Raw genomic sequence first — 13,141 nt, forward strand, 5'->3', positions numbered from 1 at the left:
TGCGATGGAAGAAGGACTGCGGTTCGCCATTCGTGAAGGCGGACGGACCGTGGGCGCCGGCGTCGTTACCAAGATTATTGAGTAATCGAAGTGTTTGATCTATAGCTTGCTCGGCAAGATAGAGGAGGGAAAGATTATGGCCACTCAGAAAATCCGGATCCGCCTCAAGGCATTCGACCATAAATTATTGGATCAATCTGCGGAAAAAATTGTGGAGACGGCGAAACGGACCGGAGCATATGTTTCCGGGCCGATTCCACTTCCGACTGAAAAGAATATTTACACGGTTTTGCGCTCTGTTCATATCGATAAAGATTCGCGTGAACAATTTGAAATGAGAACTCATAAACGGCTGATCGATATCTTAGACCCTAGTTCCAAAACGGTTGATGCTCTGATGCGGCTTGATCTTCCGGCTGGGGTTGACATTGAGATTAAATTATAATGAGCAACGCAAATGGTTTGCCAGTTAGGAGGTGCAAGATATGACCAAAGGAATTTTAGGAAAGAAAATCGGTATGACTCAAATCTTTACTCCCGAAGGTCGCGCCATTCCGGTAACTGTTATTGAGGCTGGTCCTTGTTTTGTTGTTCAAAAAAAGACCTCAGCCAATGACGGTTATGATGCAATTCAGCTGGGATTTGGCGATAAAAAAGAGCGTTTAACGAATAAGCCGATGCTGGGTCATTTTGCAAAAGCGAATGTAAAGCCCGCAAAAATATTGCGCGAATTTAAGGTGGACGCTTCAGAAAATTATGATTTAGGTCAAGAGATCAAAGCTGACATTTTTAGCGAGGGTGAATATGTCGATGTGACCGGCACATCCAAAGGAAAGGGTTTTGCCGGTGTCATCAAACGGTGGAATTTCAATCGCGCGCCGATGGCTCACGGTTCGATGTATCACCGCCGTCCCGGTTCGCTATGTGCTACGGACCCTGCTCGAGTATTTAAAGGCCGGAAGTTGCCGGGCCGTTTGGGTGGAGTCAAAACTACGACTCAGGGATTACAGATTGCGAAGGTTGATTCAAACCGCAATTTATTATTGATTAAAGGTGCTATCCCCGGTGCAAATGGTTCATTCGTAGTTGTTCGTAAGACTGTCAAGCGTGCTAAACAATAAACTGCGGGATAGTTACTTTGGAAGGAGGAAATGAAATGCCGACCGTACCTATCTATAATATACAAGGCGCGCAAGTAGGCGAAATTGCCTTGAATGATATTGTTTTCGGTTCAAAGGTTAATAAAGCCTTACTGCATGAAGCGGTTGTGATGCAATTGGCTTCTAGACGATTAGGTACTTCTGCAGCGAAGAATCGGTCTGCCGTTCGAGGCGGCGGCCGAAAACCATGGCGGCAAAAAGGGACTGGTCAGGCTAGAGCCGGCAGCAGGCGTTCTCCGTTGTGGACTGGTGGAGGAATTATTTTTGGGCCTACTCCGAGAGATTATGGTTATAGTCTTCCCAAAAAAGCCCGTCGCCAAGCCTTAAGATCGGCGCTGTCCGCGAAAGTGGAAGCCGGCGAACTTATTGTGGTTGATGAGTTGAACATTACCGAGCCGAAAACCAAAACGATGGTGGGAGTCCTGGGAAGCTTGAAGGCCAATAAGGCATTGGTGGTAACCTCAGAGTACCAGGAAGCGCTCGAAAAATCCGCTCGGAATATACCGGGGGTGGAAGCTTTGGTTTCCACGGGACTGAATGTCTATGATATTCTGGCCCATGACCATCTGGTCATTACGAAAGAAGCCATCGGTAAGGTAGAGGAGGCGTTGGCCTAATGGATGCACATACTTTAATTAAACGCCCGGTCATTACCGAAAAGACGACCAAATTGATGGAAGACAATAAATATTGCTTTATCGTTGATCCGCGGGCGAATAAAACCCAGATCAAACAAGCAATTGAAGAAATTTTTAAAGTTAAGGTCAAGGCAGTCAATACTTTCAATTCGCTTGGGAAAGTGAAACGGATGGGTAAGTATGAAGGCCGCCGGCCCAGTTGGAAGCGAGCGATTGTGACGCTTGAAGGCGGCAGTCGAATTGAGTTCTTCGAAGGTGTATGATTTTTCCTTTTCTATTTTTAATTCTGATAAAGTTTTAGGGAGGTCTGCAAGATGCCGGTTAGAAAATACCAGCCAACCTCACCTGGTCGAAGATTTATGACGGTCTCCGACTTTGCGGAGATTACCAAAACCCAGCCGGAAAAGTCCTTGTTGGAACCGCTGCATAAATCCGGCGGGCGGAATTCTTCGGGTCGCTTAACGGTTCGGCACCGAGGTGGCGGGCATAAGCGGATGTATCGTAAAATCGATTTTAAACGGGCTAAATTTGGGATTCCCGCGAAAGTTGCGGCGATTGAATATGATCCGAATCGTTCAGCGCGGATTGCGCTGCTTCACTATGTTGACGGTGAGAAAGCCTATATCCTGGCACCTCTCGGACTCAATGTCGGCGATACGGTACTTTCGGGTCCCACGGCGGACATCAAACCTGGTAACGCTTTACCGTTGGCGAATATTCCGGTTGGTACTATCATTCATAATATCGAGCTAAAAAAGGGCGGTGGAGCCCAACTCGTGCGCAGCGCGGGCGTTGGAGCTCAACTCATGGCTAAGGAAGGCGAATTTGCGAATGTGCGTCTTCCATCGAGCGAAATGCGCTTGGTTCGGATTGATTGCATGGCAACCATCGGCCAGGTGGGCAATATTGAACATGAGAATATCTCCATAGGAAAAGCAGGGCGTTCACGTTGGTTGGGAATCAGACCTGCTAACCGTGGCGTAGTCATGAATCCGATTGACCATCCTCATGGTGGAGGAGAAGGACGCTCCCCGATTGGAAGAGCTCCGGTTACTCCTTGGGGTAAACCTGCTTTGGGGCATCGAACCCGTAAGCATAAAGCCTCTGACCGTCTGATTGTTAAGCGTCGGTCTTAAGGGAAGGGGGAGAAATAAGTGGCACGTTCGTTAAAAAAGGGACCTTTTGTACAAGAAAGCTTGTTGAAAAAGATCGAAGACATGAATGCCAAAGGGGAAAAGAAGGTCGTTAAGACTTGGGCGAGGAGCTCTACGATTTTTCCGGAAATGGTGGGTCATACCTTAGCCATTCACGATGGCCGCAAACATGTTCCGATTTATATTACCGAAGATATGGTCGGCCACAAATTAGGCGAATTCGCACCAACCCGTACTTTCAGAGGGCATGGCTCTCACACTGAAAAGACTACGGGTGCAAAATAAGGCAAGTATAACCTCGAATAAGGAGGGATTAGTATGGATGCAAAAGCTGTTGCTCGCTTTGTGCGAATAGCTCCGCGTAAAGCCCGTCAAGTCGTGGATCTGATTCGCGGCAAACAAGTATCCGATGCTCAGACTATTTTAAAGTTTACACCACGGTTTTCTGCTGAGATAATCGGCAAGGTATTGAATTCCGCGATTGCCAATGCCGAGAATAATTTCAAATTAAACCGGGATCGTTTGGTTATTTCCGAAGCTTATGTCGATCAAGGTCCGACGCTTAAACGGTTTATGCCGAGGGCTCAGGGCCGGGCTTCCATGATTCATAAGCGAACCAGCCATATCACAATTGTAGTTGCGGAGAAGGAGGGCTAAATTAATGGGTCAGAAAGTCCATCCAATAGGTTTACGAATCGGAGTCATTAAAGACTGGGAAGGCCGTTGGTTTGCCCGAAAAAAAGATTACGCCGATTTGATTCTCGAGGATATCAAAATTCGCAAGTATGTCAAAAAGCGTCTTTATGCTTCTGGCATCGGCAAAATCGAAATTGAGCGGGCTGCGAATCGGGTCAAAGTTACCATCCATACTGCGAGACCGGGTATGGTCATTGGTCGGCAGGGAACCGAAGTCGAAGTGATCCGTAAAGAGATTGAGAAGTTTACCGAAAAGCAAGTCCAACTGAACATCGCGGAGATCAAGGTGCCTGAGTTAAATGCGCAACTGGTTGCCGAGAATATCGCGTTTCAGTTGGAAAGAAGAACTTCTTTCCGTCGTGCGATGAAGCAGTCCATCGGCCGGGCCATGAAACTGGGCGCTCAAGGCGTCAAAGTTTCATGTAGCGGACGTTTAATGGGTGCGGAAATTGCTCGTACTGAGGGCTATAGCGAGGGAAAAGTTCCTCTTCATACCTTAAGAGCGGATATTGATTATGGTTTTGCCGAAGCCAATACGACTTACGGGAAGATTGGCGTAAAAGTTTGGATTTATAAAGGTGAAATTCTCCCGGCCAAACGGCGCTCAACTCCCAAAGCCGAAGGGGGAGTAGGTTGATATGTTAGTACCGAAACGTGTGAAACATCGTAAGCTTCATCGAGGCCGGATGAAAGGCAAAGCCATGAAAGGTTCCCAGCTGATTTTGGGGGATTATGGCTTGCAAGCCCTGGAGCCTGGATGGATTACCAATGTTCAAATCGAAGCCGCCCGTATTGCTTTGACCCGTCATATCAAAAGGGGTGGTAAAGTTTGGATTAAGATTTTCCCTGATAAATCGGTAACCGCGAAACCAGCGGAAACTCGTATGGGTAGCGGAAAAGGTTCTCCAGAACACTGGGTTGCTGTTGTTAAACCGGGTCGTATCCTGTTTGAGATCACTGGAGTAGAAGAAGAATTGGCTCGCGAAGCAACTCGCTTGGCTGCTCATAAACTTCCGATCAAATGCAAGTTCATAAAACGAGAGGAAGCGGGTGGAGAAGTCCATGAAAGCTAAAGAAATTCGAGATATGACCAATGATGAATTGCAGTTAAAATTGACGAGTTTGAAGGAAGAACTTTTCAATCTGCGATTTCAACTAGCTACCGGCCAATTAGATAACTCAATGCGCGTAAAAGACGTTCGTCTTAGCATTGCCAGAGTTAAAACAATTTTACGTGAACGTGAACTCAAACTTCAAAGGGCCTAACTGGTTGGTGAAAGAGGAGGAATTACAAAATGGTTGATCGTGCACTGCGAAAAACCCGAATTGGTCAGGTAGTCAGCGACAAAATGGATAAAACCGTGGTAGTTGCTGTGGAACGTTTGGTTAGACACCCTTTGTATGGCCGGATTATCAAGCTCACCACCAAGCTTAAGGCTCATGACGAAAATAATGAATGCCGGGTGGGAGATAAAGTCAAGGTCATGGAGACCCGCCCGCTCAGTAAAGATAAGAGATGGCGTGTAGTCAATATCTTAGAAAAAGCAAAATAATTTCTGAAATGCCTTACGAAAGGAGGAGTCGACCGTGATTCAAGCACAAACCTATTTGAATGTTGCCGATAATTCCGGAGCTAAACAAGTTATGTGCATTCGAGTCCTTGGCGGTTCAAAAAAGAGATACGCTCGAATCGGGGACCTGATCATAGCGGTCGTTAAGGATGCACTTCCCCCTTCTGCTGCCCGGAAAGGAGCAGGTGGCGCTAGCGTCAAAAAGGGAGATGTGGTTAAGGCAGTCGTAGTCCGTACAACCAAAGAGATCAAAAGACCCGATGGTTCATACATTCGGTTTGATGATAATGCCGCAGTAATCCTCAACGACCAATTAAATCCTAGAGGTACTCGTATCTTTGGACCAGTCGCCCGGGAACTTCGTGATAAGAATTATATGAAAATCGTCTCACTTGCCCCGGAAGTCTTATAGGCCAAAGAGAGGAGGATTTAGCAATGGCTGTTCTTCATTATAAAAAAGGTGACGAAGTGGTCGTTTTATCCGGCAAGGATAAAGGACGCCACGGGAAGATTCAGAAAGTGTTGCCGAAAGACAACGCAGTCGTTATTGAAGGAATTAATTTAGCCAAAAAACATGCCAAACCCACCAAAGCCAATCCGCAGGGTGGAGTGATCGATAAATCATTGCCGATGGATATCTCCAAGGTGATGGTCATATGTTCGGGTTGCAATAAACCGACCAGAATCCGTCGCGACCGCGCGGTTGACGGAGCATTGGTTCGAATCTGCCGGCACTGTGGAAGAACTTTGGATTGATAACGGAGGGAGGTGCGATTAATGTCGCGGCTGAAAGAAAAGTATTCGAATGAAGTAGTTTCCGGCCTGAAAAGCCGATTTGGATATTCCAATGTAATGGAAATCCCTCAAATTATGAAAGTCGTCATCAACATGGGGGTTGGCGATGCGACCTCCGATGCGAAAGCAATCGACGCGGCACTGACCGATTTAACAACGATTGCAGGTCAGAAGCCGGTGGTCACCAAGGCGAAAAAGTCGATTGCTGCCTTTAAAGTACGGGCTGGAATGCCGATCGGCTGCAAGGTAACGCTACGCGGTGAACGGATGTACCATTTCCTTGACAAACTTTTTAATGTCGCATTACCCAGAATTCGTGATTTTAGAGGAATATCCCCTAAATCTTTTGATGGTCGGGGTAATTATACTTTAGGCGTCAAAGATCAGTTGATTTTTCCAGAAATCAATATCGACAAAGTCGATAAAGCTCGGGGTATGGATATCGTTATCGTAACTTCGGCAAAGAACGACGAAGAAGCCTTAGAATTATTAAAGTTAATGGGGATGCCATTTAGAGCATAATCCAGAAAGGGTGTGAAGCATGGCTAAAACATCGATGATTATTCGATCAAAACGAGTTCCCAAATTTGCGGTTCGTCAACATAATCGTTGTAAAATTTGTGGTCGACCTCACGGCTATATGCGTAAATTTGGCATGTGCCGTATTTGCTTCCGTAAACTGGCGCACCGTGGCGAGCTCCCTGGCATTACCAAGGCCAGCTGGTAAGTATAGCTCCGTGTAAATGAAGGAGGTCTGATTTCTATGGTTATGACAGATCCAATTGCGGATATGCTCACAAGAATTCGCAATGCGACGATTGTGAAGGATAAAGTAGTGGAGATCCCTTTCTCCAAAATCAAGCATGAACTTGCCAAGATCTTAAAGGCTGAAGGATATATCTTAGACCAAGATTTCGTCGAAGACGGAAAGCAAGGCCGGATCCGGATTTACCTGAAATACAATGGTAAAGAGAACGTAATCACGGGTCTCAAGCGGATCAGTAAACCCGGTTTAAGAGTGTATGCGCCGAAGGAAGATATCCCCAAGGTATTGGGTGGCTTGGGCATCGCTATTTTATCCACATCCAAAGGGATTATTACCGACCGAAAAGCCCGCGTGGAAGGGATCGGCGGCGAAGTTATCTGTTATGTTTGGTAATTTGATGTTTAGATCGGGGGTGTAAGAGTTGTCAAGAATTGGACGAAAACCTATCGCAATACCCCAGGGAGTGCAAGTTGCGCTCGAAGGCAATGTCGTAACCGTCAAAGGTTCCAAGGGCGAGCTTTCCCAAGTTGTACATCCTGACATGAAAGTCGTTATCGAAGAAAATACAATCATCGTCGAGCGTCCCTCGGATGAGAAAAAACATCGTTCGTTGCATGGATTGACTCGTACTTTAGTCGCCAATATGGTTGAAGGTGTAACCAAGGGCTTCACCAAGTCGTTGGAAATTACCGGAGTTGGCTATCGTGCCGCTAAACAAGGAAAAAATTTGTTATTGACCATTGGGTATTCGCATCCGGTTGAAATTGAACCGCTGACTGGTATTGAATTCGAAGTTCCCGCACCCACCAAAATTACCGTCAAAGGTATCGATAAGCAAGCCGTAGGTCAAATGGCTGCCGAAATCCGTGCGGTTCGAGAACCTGAGCCATATAAAGGTAAAGGGATTCGTTATGAGAAAGAAGTTATCCGTCGGAAAGCCGGTAAGGCTGGTAAAGCCGGCAAGAAGTAATGCCGGTAAAGAAGGAGTGAGCTATTATGTATCAAAGACCCGATCGTCGTGAGGCTCGCTTACGCAGGCATGTTCGGTTGAGAGCGAAGGTTTCCGGCACCTCCGAACGTCCGCGATTAAGTGTATTCCGTAGCTTGCATCATATATATGCTCAAATTATTGATGATACGAAAGGTCTAACGTTAGTTGCGGCTTCGACGGTAGATCCGGAGTTGCGCAAGCAATGTAACGGCAATGGCGGCAACATCGAAGCTGCAAAAGCAGTTGGTGCGGCGATTGCGCAAAAGGCCCTCGAAAAAGGAATTCAAAAAGTTGTATTTGACCGGGGCGGTCAGATTTATCATGGTAGAGTCAAGGCTTTGGCTAGTTCAGCAAGAGAAGGCGGCCTGGAATTTTAGGCAGGGGGGATTGAATTGAAACGCATCGACCCAAGTGAATTCGAGTTGACTGAAAAAGTTGTTCACATTAACCGCGTTGCCAAGGTGGTTAAAGGCGGACGTCGATTCAGTTTTAGTGCTTTGGTGATTGTTGGAGACGGGAAAGGTCATGTTGGAATGGGCCTGGGGAAAGCTGCCGAGGTTCCCGAAGCCATTCGCAAAGGTGTAGAAGATGCCAAAAAGAATTTGATCGAGGTTCCGATGAATGGAACGACCATTCCTCACCAGATTGAAGGAAATTTTGGTGCCGGGAAAGTCTTGTTGAAACCGGCAGCTCCTGGAACCGGTGTTATTGCCGGGGGCCCTGTCCGTGCAGTGCTGGAGAGTGCCGGCATTCGCGATATTTTGACCAAATCGTTGGGTTCTTCCAATGCCTTGAATATGGTAAACGCCACCATGACCGGCTTGAAAGAATTGAAGCGGCCGGAGCAAGTCGCGGAAATCCGTGGTAAAGCTTTAAATGAGATCCTCGGTTAGGAGGGGAATTTACCAATGTCAAATGACCAAAACAGCAAAATGATTCAGGTGACTTGGAAACAAAGCGCCATTGGCCGTGCGAAAGTTCAAAAGGCTACGATTAAGGCTTTGGGCTTTACAAAGTTAAACCAAACTGTCACGAAGGAAGATAACCCGGCTATCCGGGGAATGATTAAAAAAGTTCACCATTTAGTAGAAGTTAAAGAGGCCTAGGGGGTGTCTTCTCATGAAATTATTTGAACTTCAGCCGGCGGAAGGTGCGAAAAAAGCTCCCAAAAGAGTCGGCCGAGGCATAGGCTCCGGTATGGGTAAGACCTCTACCAAAGGACATAAGGGTGCCAAAGCCCGTTCTGGTGGAGGAAAAGGACCAGCCTTCGAGGGTGGCCAGACTCCTTTACAACGGAGATTACCGAAACGAGGCTTCACCAATCATTTTCGGCATGAGTGGATTGAAGTTTCATTGGAGAAATTGAACCGATTTGAAAATGGAACCGAAGTAACTCCTGAACTGCTTTTGGAAACAGGCGTTATCAAACAACTCGGGGATGGCATTAAGGTTCTTGGCAACGGCGAGCTTACAAAAAGTCTTACCGTGAAAAGCAATAGTTTTAGTAAATCAGCAATTGAAAAAATCGAAAAAGCCGGTGGCAAAACAGAGGTGATTTAGTTGCTGGAAGCTATTCGAACCGCCTTTAAACTCCCGGACTTACGGAAAAAGATTATATGGACCCTGGTATTGCTCGGCATTTTCCGGATCGGCACCTTGATTCCGGTGCCGGGCCCTTGGAATGCTAAGGCTTTGGAACAGCTTTTCGGGGGGAATAATAATCTTTTCGGCTTGTTGGACCTCTTGGCAGGCGGCGCATTACGGAAAATGTCCGTATTCGCAATGAGTGTTAACCCTTACATTACGTCTTCAATCATTGTTCAGCTCTTGACGATGGTAATACCACAACTAGAGGCTCTTTCCAAAGAAGGAGTCGAAGGACGTAAGGTTATCAATCAGTATGTTCGGTATGGCACGGTTTTGCTTGCAATTATTCAAGGTTCGGCGATGGCTTTCGGTCTTCGTTCAGCAATGAACAGCCCGACAATATGGGATTTTGTATTAATCATCTCTACTCTGACCGCTGGTTCGGTCTTTCTAATGTGGCTGGGGGAAGTTATCTCCGAGCGGGGTATCGGTAACGGAATTTCGTTGTTGATCTTCGGCGGTATTGTGGCGCGGATTATTCCGAGTTCGATCAGTACGCTTACCACGGTAGGCAGCAAGGGAGTAGGCACTTCGGCCTTCAGTATCGTTGCTTTCCTGGTGTTGGCGGTTTTAATCGTGGCGGGAGTCGTCTTTGTTACCCAAGGTGAGCGAAAAATTCCGGTTCAGTATGCAAAACGGGTTGTCGGCCGCAAAATGTATGGCGGAGGTTCCACCTATCTTCCAATGCGGGTGAATCAGGCCGGTGTTATTCCGATCATCTTTGCTTCTTCCATCCTGGCCTTTCCGCCGACCATCGCGCAATTTTTGGCGCCGACGAATTGGCTATACAAATTTTTGAATCTGTTTTCGCCCGGACGCGGAATCTATCTCTTCTTATATGCCTTATTTATCTTTGTTTTCACTTATTTTTATACGGCTGTTACCTTCAATCCTTTGGAAGTATCCAATAATATGAAGAAATATGGCGGATTTATTCCGGGAATACGCCCCGGCAAGCCGACAGCTGAATATTTAGACCGTGTTTTGACAAGAATTACTTTGGCTGGAGCTCTTTTCCTCACGGTAGTGGCGATATTGCCGTATTTGATGAATTTCATCCCTGGTTTTCGTGGCCTTTCGGTTCAATTCGGCGGAACCGCTTTGCTGATTGCCGTCGGCGTGGCCATCGACACGATGAAACAGATTGAAGCGCAACTGATTATGCGGCAGTATGAAGGATTCTTAAAATAAGGAGACTGGTGCCATGAATCTGATCTTACTTGGACCTCCTGGAGCTGGGAAAGGGACTCAGGCGGAATTGCTCGTCAAACGCTTTGCTGTCCCTCATATTTCCACCGGCGATATTTTCCGGGCGGCAGTCAAGGAGGGCACTCCATTAGGGGTTGAAGCCAAGCGGTATATGGACAGTGGCCAACTGGTTCCGGATGAAGTCGTAGTGGGTATTGTGAAGGAACGGTTGCTGAAGAGCGATTGTGAAAAGGGTTTCCTTTTGGATGGCTTTCCGAGGACCGTTCCCCAAGCCAATGCTTTGGACGGGTTTTTGACAGAAAACGGCCGGCAAATTACGGCAGTCATCAATATCGATGTGGATTTTGAAGTTCTATTGAAACGATTGACGGGCCGGCGTGTCTGCCGCAATTGCGCTGCGGTTTATCATATTGAGACGAAACGCTCCAAGGTAGAGACGGTCTGCGACAAGTGCGGCGGTGAAGTGTATCAACGCGCCGACGACACTCCGGAAACTGTCAGTAAGCGATTGCAAGTATATCAGGAGCAGACCGAACCGCTTATTCGGTATTATGAGGCAAAGAATTTATTGCTCACCTTCGATGGGCAAAAATCCATACCGGATGTTTTTGAGGAGATCTGCCGGGCATTGGAGGGCAAAAAATAATGATCATTCTCAAATCTCCCCGTGAGATCGCCGTCATGAGAACTGCTGGTAGTATCGTAGCAGCAGTTCTCACCGAATTAAGAAATATGGCGGCACCGGGAGTGAGATTGATTGAGTTGGACCGGAAAGCTGAGTCTTTAACCCGCGCTTATCACGCCAAACCGGCGTTTAAAGGGTACAATGGTTTTCCCGCTTCGATCTGCGCCTCGGTCAACGAGGAGGTTGTTCACGGGATTCCCGGCAACCGGGCCTTAAAAGAAGGGGATATCATTGGAATCGATTTTGGAGTCATTTATCAGGATTTTTGCGCCGATTCAGCGATTACGGTTCCGATAGGTTCAATTTCCCAAGAGCACGAAAAATTGCTTCGGGTAACCCAAGAGGCATTGTTCTTAGGAATTCAGCAAGCTAAAGCAGGAAATCGTCTGTTTGATATATCGAGAGCCATTCAAAATCACGTCGAAGCCAATGATTTTTCGGTGGTTCGCGATTTTGTCGGCCACGGGATTGGGCGGAAAATGCATGAAGAACCCCAAATTCCAAATTTCGTAGGCAATGATTATAACCCGAAACTAAAAGCAGGCATGACCCTGGCGATCGAACCCATGGTGAATGTGGGAACCTATGAAGTGGATGTCGACACCTTCAATAACTGGACGGTTCGAACGCAGGATGGGAAATACTCCGCTCATTTTGAACATACCGTGGCCGTGACAGAGGAGGAACCGGAAATATTAACAATTCTGAGACCGGAGTTGTTACCGGAGGTCCGATAGATGATAACCACGGTGGATGGATTGCGGCCGGGACAATTCGTCAAGTCGAAAGCCGGCAGGGATCGGAATCAATACTATCTTATTATGAGCCTGGTCGGGGATAAATACCTATTACTGGTCGATGGTCACCATCATCCGAAAAGCAAGCCCAAGAAGAAAAATGTGAAGCACCTTCAGATCACTATGATGGTTGATAAGAATATTGAAGAATTGATTCTAAGAGGTGAAGCGGTGACGGATTCAGAGATTAGCAAAGCACTACGACGAATGAAAAATGAACTTGAGGAGGGAGAGCGGTTTCATGGGTAAGCAAGATGTCATCGAAGTCGAAGGAACCGTCGTTGAGCCTTTGCCAAATGCGATGTTCCGGGTGGAGTTGGAAAACGGCCACCGAGTTTTGGCTCATATCTCCGGGAAGATGCGGATGAACTTCATTAAAATATTGCCCGGCGATCGAGTTACGGTTGAGCTTTCGGCATATGACTTAACCAGAGGCCGAATTATTTACAGATATAAATAATTTTTTATACCTCCCTCTGCTCAGTTTTGATATAATTATTCTAGTTTTTTAAGGAGGATTCGAATATGAAAGTCAGACCATCCGTGAAACCGGTTTGTGAACACTGCAAAATTATTAAACGAAAAGGCCGTGTAACCATAATTTGTGACAATCCCAAGCATAAGCAGAAACAGGGTTAATTGAGGAGGGAACGAAATGGCACGTATTGCAGGAGTCGATTTACCAAGAGATAAGCGGGTAGAAGTTGCCTTGACGTATATCTATGGTTTAGGCCGTACCACCGCGAATGAACTTTTAGAGAAGACCGGCGTGAATCCCGATACCCGGGTTCGCGATCTGACCGAAGAGGAGATTAACAAGCTTCGTGAAGTCCTCGACCGCGATTATAAGGTCGAAGGCGATCTCCGCCGGGAAGAATCATTAAATATCAAGCGCCTGATCGATATCGGCAGTTATCGTGGATTGCGCCACCGCCGGGGACTCCCGGTCCGTGGTCAAAGAACCAAGACCAACGCCCGTACCCGCAAAGGTCCTAAAAAGACTGTCGGCGCCAAACGGAAAAAATAAGAGGA

General features: G+C 46.9%; 29 protein-coding genes. All 29 read left to right on the forward strand.

The features are described 5' to 3' along the window. Positions 1 to 85: EF-Tu C-terminal domain-related protein (locus tag EDC14_RS12825; RefSeq protein ID WP_132014831.1), on the forward strand; the 85-nt coding region annotated here is incomplete at its 5' end. A gap of 51 nt (positions 86 to 136) precedes the next feature. Further along, positions 137 to 445 carry a 30S ribosomal protein S10 gene (rpsJ, locus tag EDC14_RS12830; RefSeq protein WP_132014700.1) on the forward strand — a complete coding sequence of 103 codons (309 nt, stop codon included), beginning with the start codon at positions 137 to 139 and terminating at the stop codon, positions 443 to 445. 40 nt (positions 446 to 485) lie between these two features. Next, positions 486 to 1,121, forward strand: a complete 636-nt coding sequence (rplC, locus tag EDC14_RS12835) for a 50S ribosomal protein L3 (RefSeq protein ID WP_132014701.1) — start codon at positions 486 to 488, stop codon at positions 1,119 to 1,121. Between the two features lie 35 nt (positions 1,122 to 1,156). Next, entirely contained in the window at positions 1,157 to 1,777 is a 621-nt protein-coding gene (rplD, locus tag EDC14_RS12840; RefSeq protein ID WP_132014702.1) for a 50S ribosomal protein L4, read from the forward strand. Continuing rightward, positions 1,777 to 2,061 (forward strand): 50S ribosomal protein L23, encoded by a 285-nt coding sequence (rplW, locus tag EDC14_RS12845; protein WP_132014703.1) that lies wholly within the window; start codon positions 1,777 to 1,779, stop codon positions 2,059 to 2,061. The genes rplD and rplW overlap by 1 nt, the downstream gene beginning before the upstream one ends. 51 nt (positions 2,062 to 2,112) lie before the next feature. Next, positions 2,113 to 2,934, forward strand: a complete 822-nt coding sequence (gene rplB / locus EDC14_RS12850; RefSeq protein ID WP_132014704.1) for a 50S ribosomal protein L2 — start codon at positions 2,113 to 2,115, stop codon at positions 2,932 to 2,934. 18 nt (positions 2,935 to 2,952) lie between these two features. Continuing rightward, the gene (gene rpsS / locus EDC14_RS12855; protein ID WP_132014705.1) at positions 2,953 to 3,237 is read left to right on the forward strand and encodes a 30S ribosomal protein S19; all 285 of its coding nucleotides are present in this window, start codon (positions 2,953 to 2,955) and stop codon (positions 3,235 to 3,237) included. A gap of 33 nt (positions 3,238 to 3,270) precedes the next feature. Further along, positions 3,271 to 3,609: a 50S ribosomal protein L22 gene (rplV, locus tag EDC14_RS12860; RefSeq protein WP_132014706.1), complete on the forward strand. Its 339-nt coding sequence runs from the start codon at positions 3,271 to 3,273 to the stop codon at positions 3,607 to 3,609. 4 nt (positions 3,610 to 3,613) lie between these two features. Then, positions 3,614 to 4,285, forward strand: a complete 672-nt coding sequence (gene rpsC, locus EDC14_RS12865; RefSeq protein WP_132014707.1) for a 30S ribosomal protein S3 — start codon at positions 3,614 to 3,616, stop codon at positions 4,283 to 4,285. A 1-nt stretch (position 4,286) separates the two neighbouring features. Next, positions 4,287 to 4,721: a 50S ribosomal protein L16 gene (gene rplP, locus EDC14_RS12870; RefSeq protein WP_132014708.1), complete on the forward strand. Its 435-nt coding sequence runs from the start codon at positions 4,287 to 4,289 to the stop codon at positions 4,719 to 4,721. Then, a complete protein-coding gene (gene rpmC, locus EDC14_RS12875; RefSeq protein ID WP_132014709.1) occupies positions 4,711 to 4,914 on the forward strand; it encodes a 50S ribosomal protein L29 in 204 nt (67 codons plus the stop codon). Before rplP ends, rpmC begins: the two co-directional genes overlap by 11 nt. Positions 4,915 to 4,943: 29 nt before the next feature. Next, positions 4,944 to 5,201, forward strand: coding sequence for a 30S ribosomal protein S17 (rpsQ, locus tag EDC14_RS12880; RefSeq protein WP_132014710.1), 258 nt, complete (start codon positions 4,944 to 4,946; stop codon positions 5,199 to 5,201). 34 nt (positions 5,202 to 5,235) lie between these two features. Beyond that, entirely contained in the window at positions 5,236 to 5,631 is a 396-nt protein-coding gene (rplN, locus tag EDC14_RS12885) for a 50S ribosomal protein L14 (protein ID WP_132014711.1), read from the forward strand. Between the two features lie 23 nt (positions 5,632 to 5,654). Continuing rightward, the gene (gene rplX, locus EDC14_RS12890; protein WP_132014712.1) at positions 5,655 to 5,975 is read left to right on the forward strand and encodes a 50S ribosomal protein L24; all 321 of its coding nucleotides are present in this window, start codon (positions 5,655 to 5,657) and stop codon (positions 5,973 to 5,975) included. Between the two features lie 21 nt (positions 5,976 to 5,996). Continuing rightward, complete coding sequence (rplE, locus tag EDC14_RS12895) at positions 5,997 to 6,536, forward strand: 50S ribosomal protein L5 (protein ID WP_132014713.1); 540 nt, start codon at positions 5,997 to 5,999, stop codon at positions 6,534 to 6,536. A 19-nt stretch (positions 6,537 to 6,555) separates the two neighbouring features. After that, positions 6,556 to 6,741, forward strand: a complete 186-nt coding sequence (locus EDC14_RS12900) for a type Z 30S ribosomal protein S14 (RefSeq protein WP_132014714.1) — start codon at positions 6,556 to 6,558, stop codon at positions 6,739 to 6,741. Positions 6,742 to 6,777: 36 nt separating this feature from the next. After that, positions 6,778 to 7,173 carry a 30S ribosomal protein S8 gene (gene rpsH / locus EDC14_RS12905; protein ID WP_132014715.1) on the forward strand — a complete coding sequence of 132 codons (396 nt, stop codon included), beginning with the start codon at positions 6,778 to 6,780 and terminating at the stop codon, positions 7,171 to 7,173. Between the two features lie 28 nt (positions 7,174 to 7,201). Further along, positions 7,202 to 7,750, forward strand: a complete 549-nt coding sequence (gene rplF / locus EDC14_RS12910) for a 50S ribosomal protein L6 (protein WP_132014716.1) — start codon at positions 7,202 to 7,204, stop codon at positions 7,748 to 7,750. Between the two features lie 26 nt (positions 7,751 to 7,776). Then, a complete protein-coding gene (gene rplR / locus EDC14_RS12915; protein WP_132014717.1) occupies positions 7,777 to 8,148 on the forward strand; it encodes a 50S ribosomal protein L18 in 372 nt (123 codons plus the stop codon). A 15-nt stretch (positions 8,149 to 8,163) separates the two neighbouring features. Further along, a complete protein-coding gene (gene rpsE / locus EDC14_RS12920) occupies positions 8,164 to 8,664 on the forward strand; it encodes a 30S ribosomal protein S5 (RefSeq protein ID WP_132014718.1) in 501 nt (166 codons plus the stop codon). Positions 8,665 to 8,703: 39 nt separating this feature from the next. Continuing rightward, complete coding sequence (rpmD, locus tag EDC14_RS12925) at positions 8,704 to 8,877, forward strand: 50S ribosomal protein L30 (RefSeq protein ID WP_207930747.1); 174 nt, start codon at positions 8,704 to 8,706, stop codon at positions 8,875 to 8,877. A gap of 13 nt (positions 8,878 to 8,890) precedes the next feature. Further along, positions 8,891 to 9,331, forward strand: coding sequence for a 50S ribosomal protein L15 (gene rplO / locus EDC14_RS12930; protein ID WP_132014720.1), 441 nt, complete (start codon positions 8,891 to 8,893; stop codon positions 9,329 to 9,331). After that, positions 9,332 to 10,609: a preprotein translocase subunit SecY gene (gene secY / locus EDC14_RS12935; RefSeq protein WP_132014721.1), complete on the forward strand. Its 1,278-nt coding sequence runs from the start codon at positions 9,332 to 9,334 to the stop codon at positions 10,607 to 10,609. A 13-nt stretch (positions 10,610 to 10,622) separates the two neighbouring features. Continuing rightward, entirely contained in the window at positions 10,623 to 11,273 is a 651-nt protein-coding gene (locus EDC14_RS12940) for an adenylate kinase (RefSeq protein WP_132014722.1), read from the forward strand. Next, positions 11,273 to 12,049, forward strand: coding sequence for a type I methionyl aminopeptidase (gene map / locus EDC14_RS12945; protein WP_132014723.1), 777 nt, complete (start codon positions 11,273 to 11,275; stop codon positions 12,047 to 12,049). Before EDC14_RS12940 ends, map begins: the two co-directional genes overlap by 1 nt. Then, positions 12,050 to 12,358, forward strand: coding sequence for a KOW domain-containing RNA-binding protein (locus EDC14_RS12950; RefSeq protein ID WP_132014724.1), 309 nt, complete (start codon positions 12,050 to 12,052; stop codon positions 12,356 to 12,358). Further along, entirely contained in the window at positions 12,351 to 12,569 is a 219-nt protein-coding gene (gene infA / locus EDC14_RS12955) for a translation initiation factor IF-1 (RefSeq protein WP_132014725.1), read from the forward strand. The genes EDC14_RS12950 and infA overlap by 8 nt, the downstream gene beginning before the upstream one ends. 65 nt (positions 12,570 to 12,634) lie before the next feature. Further along, positions 12,635 to 12,748, forward strand: coding sequence for a 50S ribosomal protein L36 (rpmJ, locus tag EDC14_RS12960; RefSeq protein WP_132014726.1), 114 nt, complete (start codon positions 12,635 to 12,637; stop codon positions 12,746 to 12,748). 16 nt (positions 12,749 to 12,764) lie between these two features. Continuing rightward, positions 12,765 to 13,136: a 30S ribosomal protein S13 gene (gene rpsM / locus EDC14_RS12965; RefSeq protein ID WP_132014727.1), complete on the forward strand. Its 372-nt coding sequence runs from the start codon at positions 12,765 to 12,767 to the stop codon at positions 13,134 to 13,136. Positions 13,137 to 13,141: the final 5 nt, after the last annotated feature.

The organism is Hydrogenispora ethanolica, assembly GCF_004340685.1.
GTDB classification, from domain to species: domain Bacteria; phylum Bacillota; class UBA4882; order UBA8346; family UBA8346; genus Hydrogenispora; species Hydrogenispora ethanolica.

Bases quoted from the DNA above. Each gene is read 5' to 3' on its own strand.
- rpmJ (WP_132014726.1), top strand. From the start codon at position 12,635: ATGAAAGTCAGACCATCCGTGAAACCGGTTTGTGAACACTGCAAAATT.
- rpmD (WP_207930747.1), top strand. From the start codon at position 8,704: ATGATTCAGGTGACTTGGAAACAAAGCGCCATTGGCCGTGCGAAAGTT.
- rpsM (WP_132014727.1), top strand. From the start codon at position 12,765: ATGGCACGTATTGCAGGAGTCGATTTACCAAGAGATAAGCGGGTAGAA.
- rplO (WP_132014720.1), top strand. From the start codon at position 8,891: ATGAAATTATTTGAACTTCAGCCGGCGGAAGGTGCGAAAAAAGCTCCC.
- rplW (WP_132014703.1), top strand. From the start codon at position 1,777: ATGGATGCACATACTTTAATTAAACGCCCGGTCATTACCGAAAAGACG.
- rpsJ (WP_132014700.1), top strand. From the start codon at position 137: ATGGCCACTCAGAAAATCCGGATCCGCCTCAAGGCATTCGACCATAAA.
- EDC14_RS12900 (WP_132014714.1), top strand. From the start codon at position 6,556: ATGGCTAAAACATCGATGATTATTCGATCAAAACGAGTTCCCAAATTT.
- rplP (WP_132014708.1), top strand. From the start codon at position 4,287: ATGTTAGTACCGAAACGTGTGAAACATCGTAAGCTTCATCGAGGCCGG.
- EDC14_RS12950 (WP_132014724.1), top strand. From the start codon at position 12,050: ATGATAACCACGGTGGATGGATTGCGGCCGGGACAATTCGTCAAGTCG.
- rpsQ (WP_132014710.1), top strand. From the start codon at position 4,944: ATGGTTGATCGTGCACTGCGAAAAACCCGAATTGGTCAGGTAGTCAGC.
- rplX (WP_132014712.1), top strand. From the start codon at position 5,655: ATGGCTGTTCTTCATTATAAAAAAGGTGACGAAGTGGTCGTTTTATCC.
- map (WP_132014723.1), top strand. From the start codon at position 11,273: ATGATCATTCTCAAATCTCCCCGTGAGATCGCCGTCATGAGAACTGCT.
- rplB (WP_132014704.1), top strand. From the start codon at position 2,113: ATGCCGGTTAGAAAATACCAGCCAACCTCACCTGGTCGAAGATTTATG.
- rplD (WP_132014702.1), top strand. From the start codon at position 1,157: ATGCCGACCGTACCTATCTATAATATACAAGGCGCGCAAGTAGGCGAA.
- rpsC (WP_132014707.1), top strand. From the start codon at position 3,614: ATGGGTCAGAAAGTCCATCCAATAGGTTTACGAATCGGAGTCATTAAA.
- infA (WP_132014725.1), top strand. From the start codon at position 12,351: ATGGGTAAGCAAGATGTCATCGAAGTCGAAGGAACCGTCGTTGAGCCT.
- EDC14_RS12940 (WP_132014722.1), top strand. From the start codon at position 10,623: ATGAATCTGATCTTACTTGGACCTCCTGGAGCTGGGAAAGGGACTCAG.
- rplV (WP_132014706.1), top strand. From the start codon at position 3,271: ATGGATGCAAAAGCTGTTGCTCGCTTTGTGCGAATAGCTCCGCGTAAA.
- rplE (WP_132014713.1), top strand. From the start codon at position 5,997: ATGTCGCGGCTGAAAGAAAAGTATTCGAATGAAGTAGTTTCCGGCCTG.
- rplC (WP_132014701.1), top strand. From the start codon at position 486: ATGACCAAAGGAATTTTAGGAAAGAAAATCGGTATGACTCAAATCTTT.
- rplR (WP_132014717.1), top strand. From the start codon at position 7,777: ATGTATCAAAGACCCGATCGTCGTGAGGCTCGCTTACGCAGGCATGTT.
- rpmC (WP_132014709.1), top strand. From the start codon at position 4,711: ATGAAAGCTAAAGAAATTCGAGATATGACCAATGATGAATTGCAGTTA.
- rpsH (WP_132014715.1), top strand. From the start codon at position 6,778: ATGGTTATGACAGATCCAATTGCGGATATGCTCACAAGAATTCGCAAT.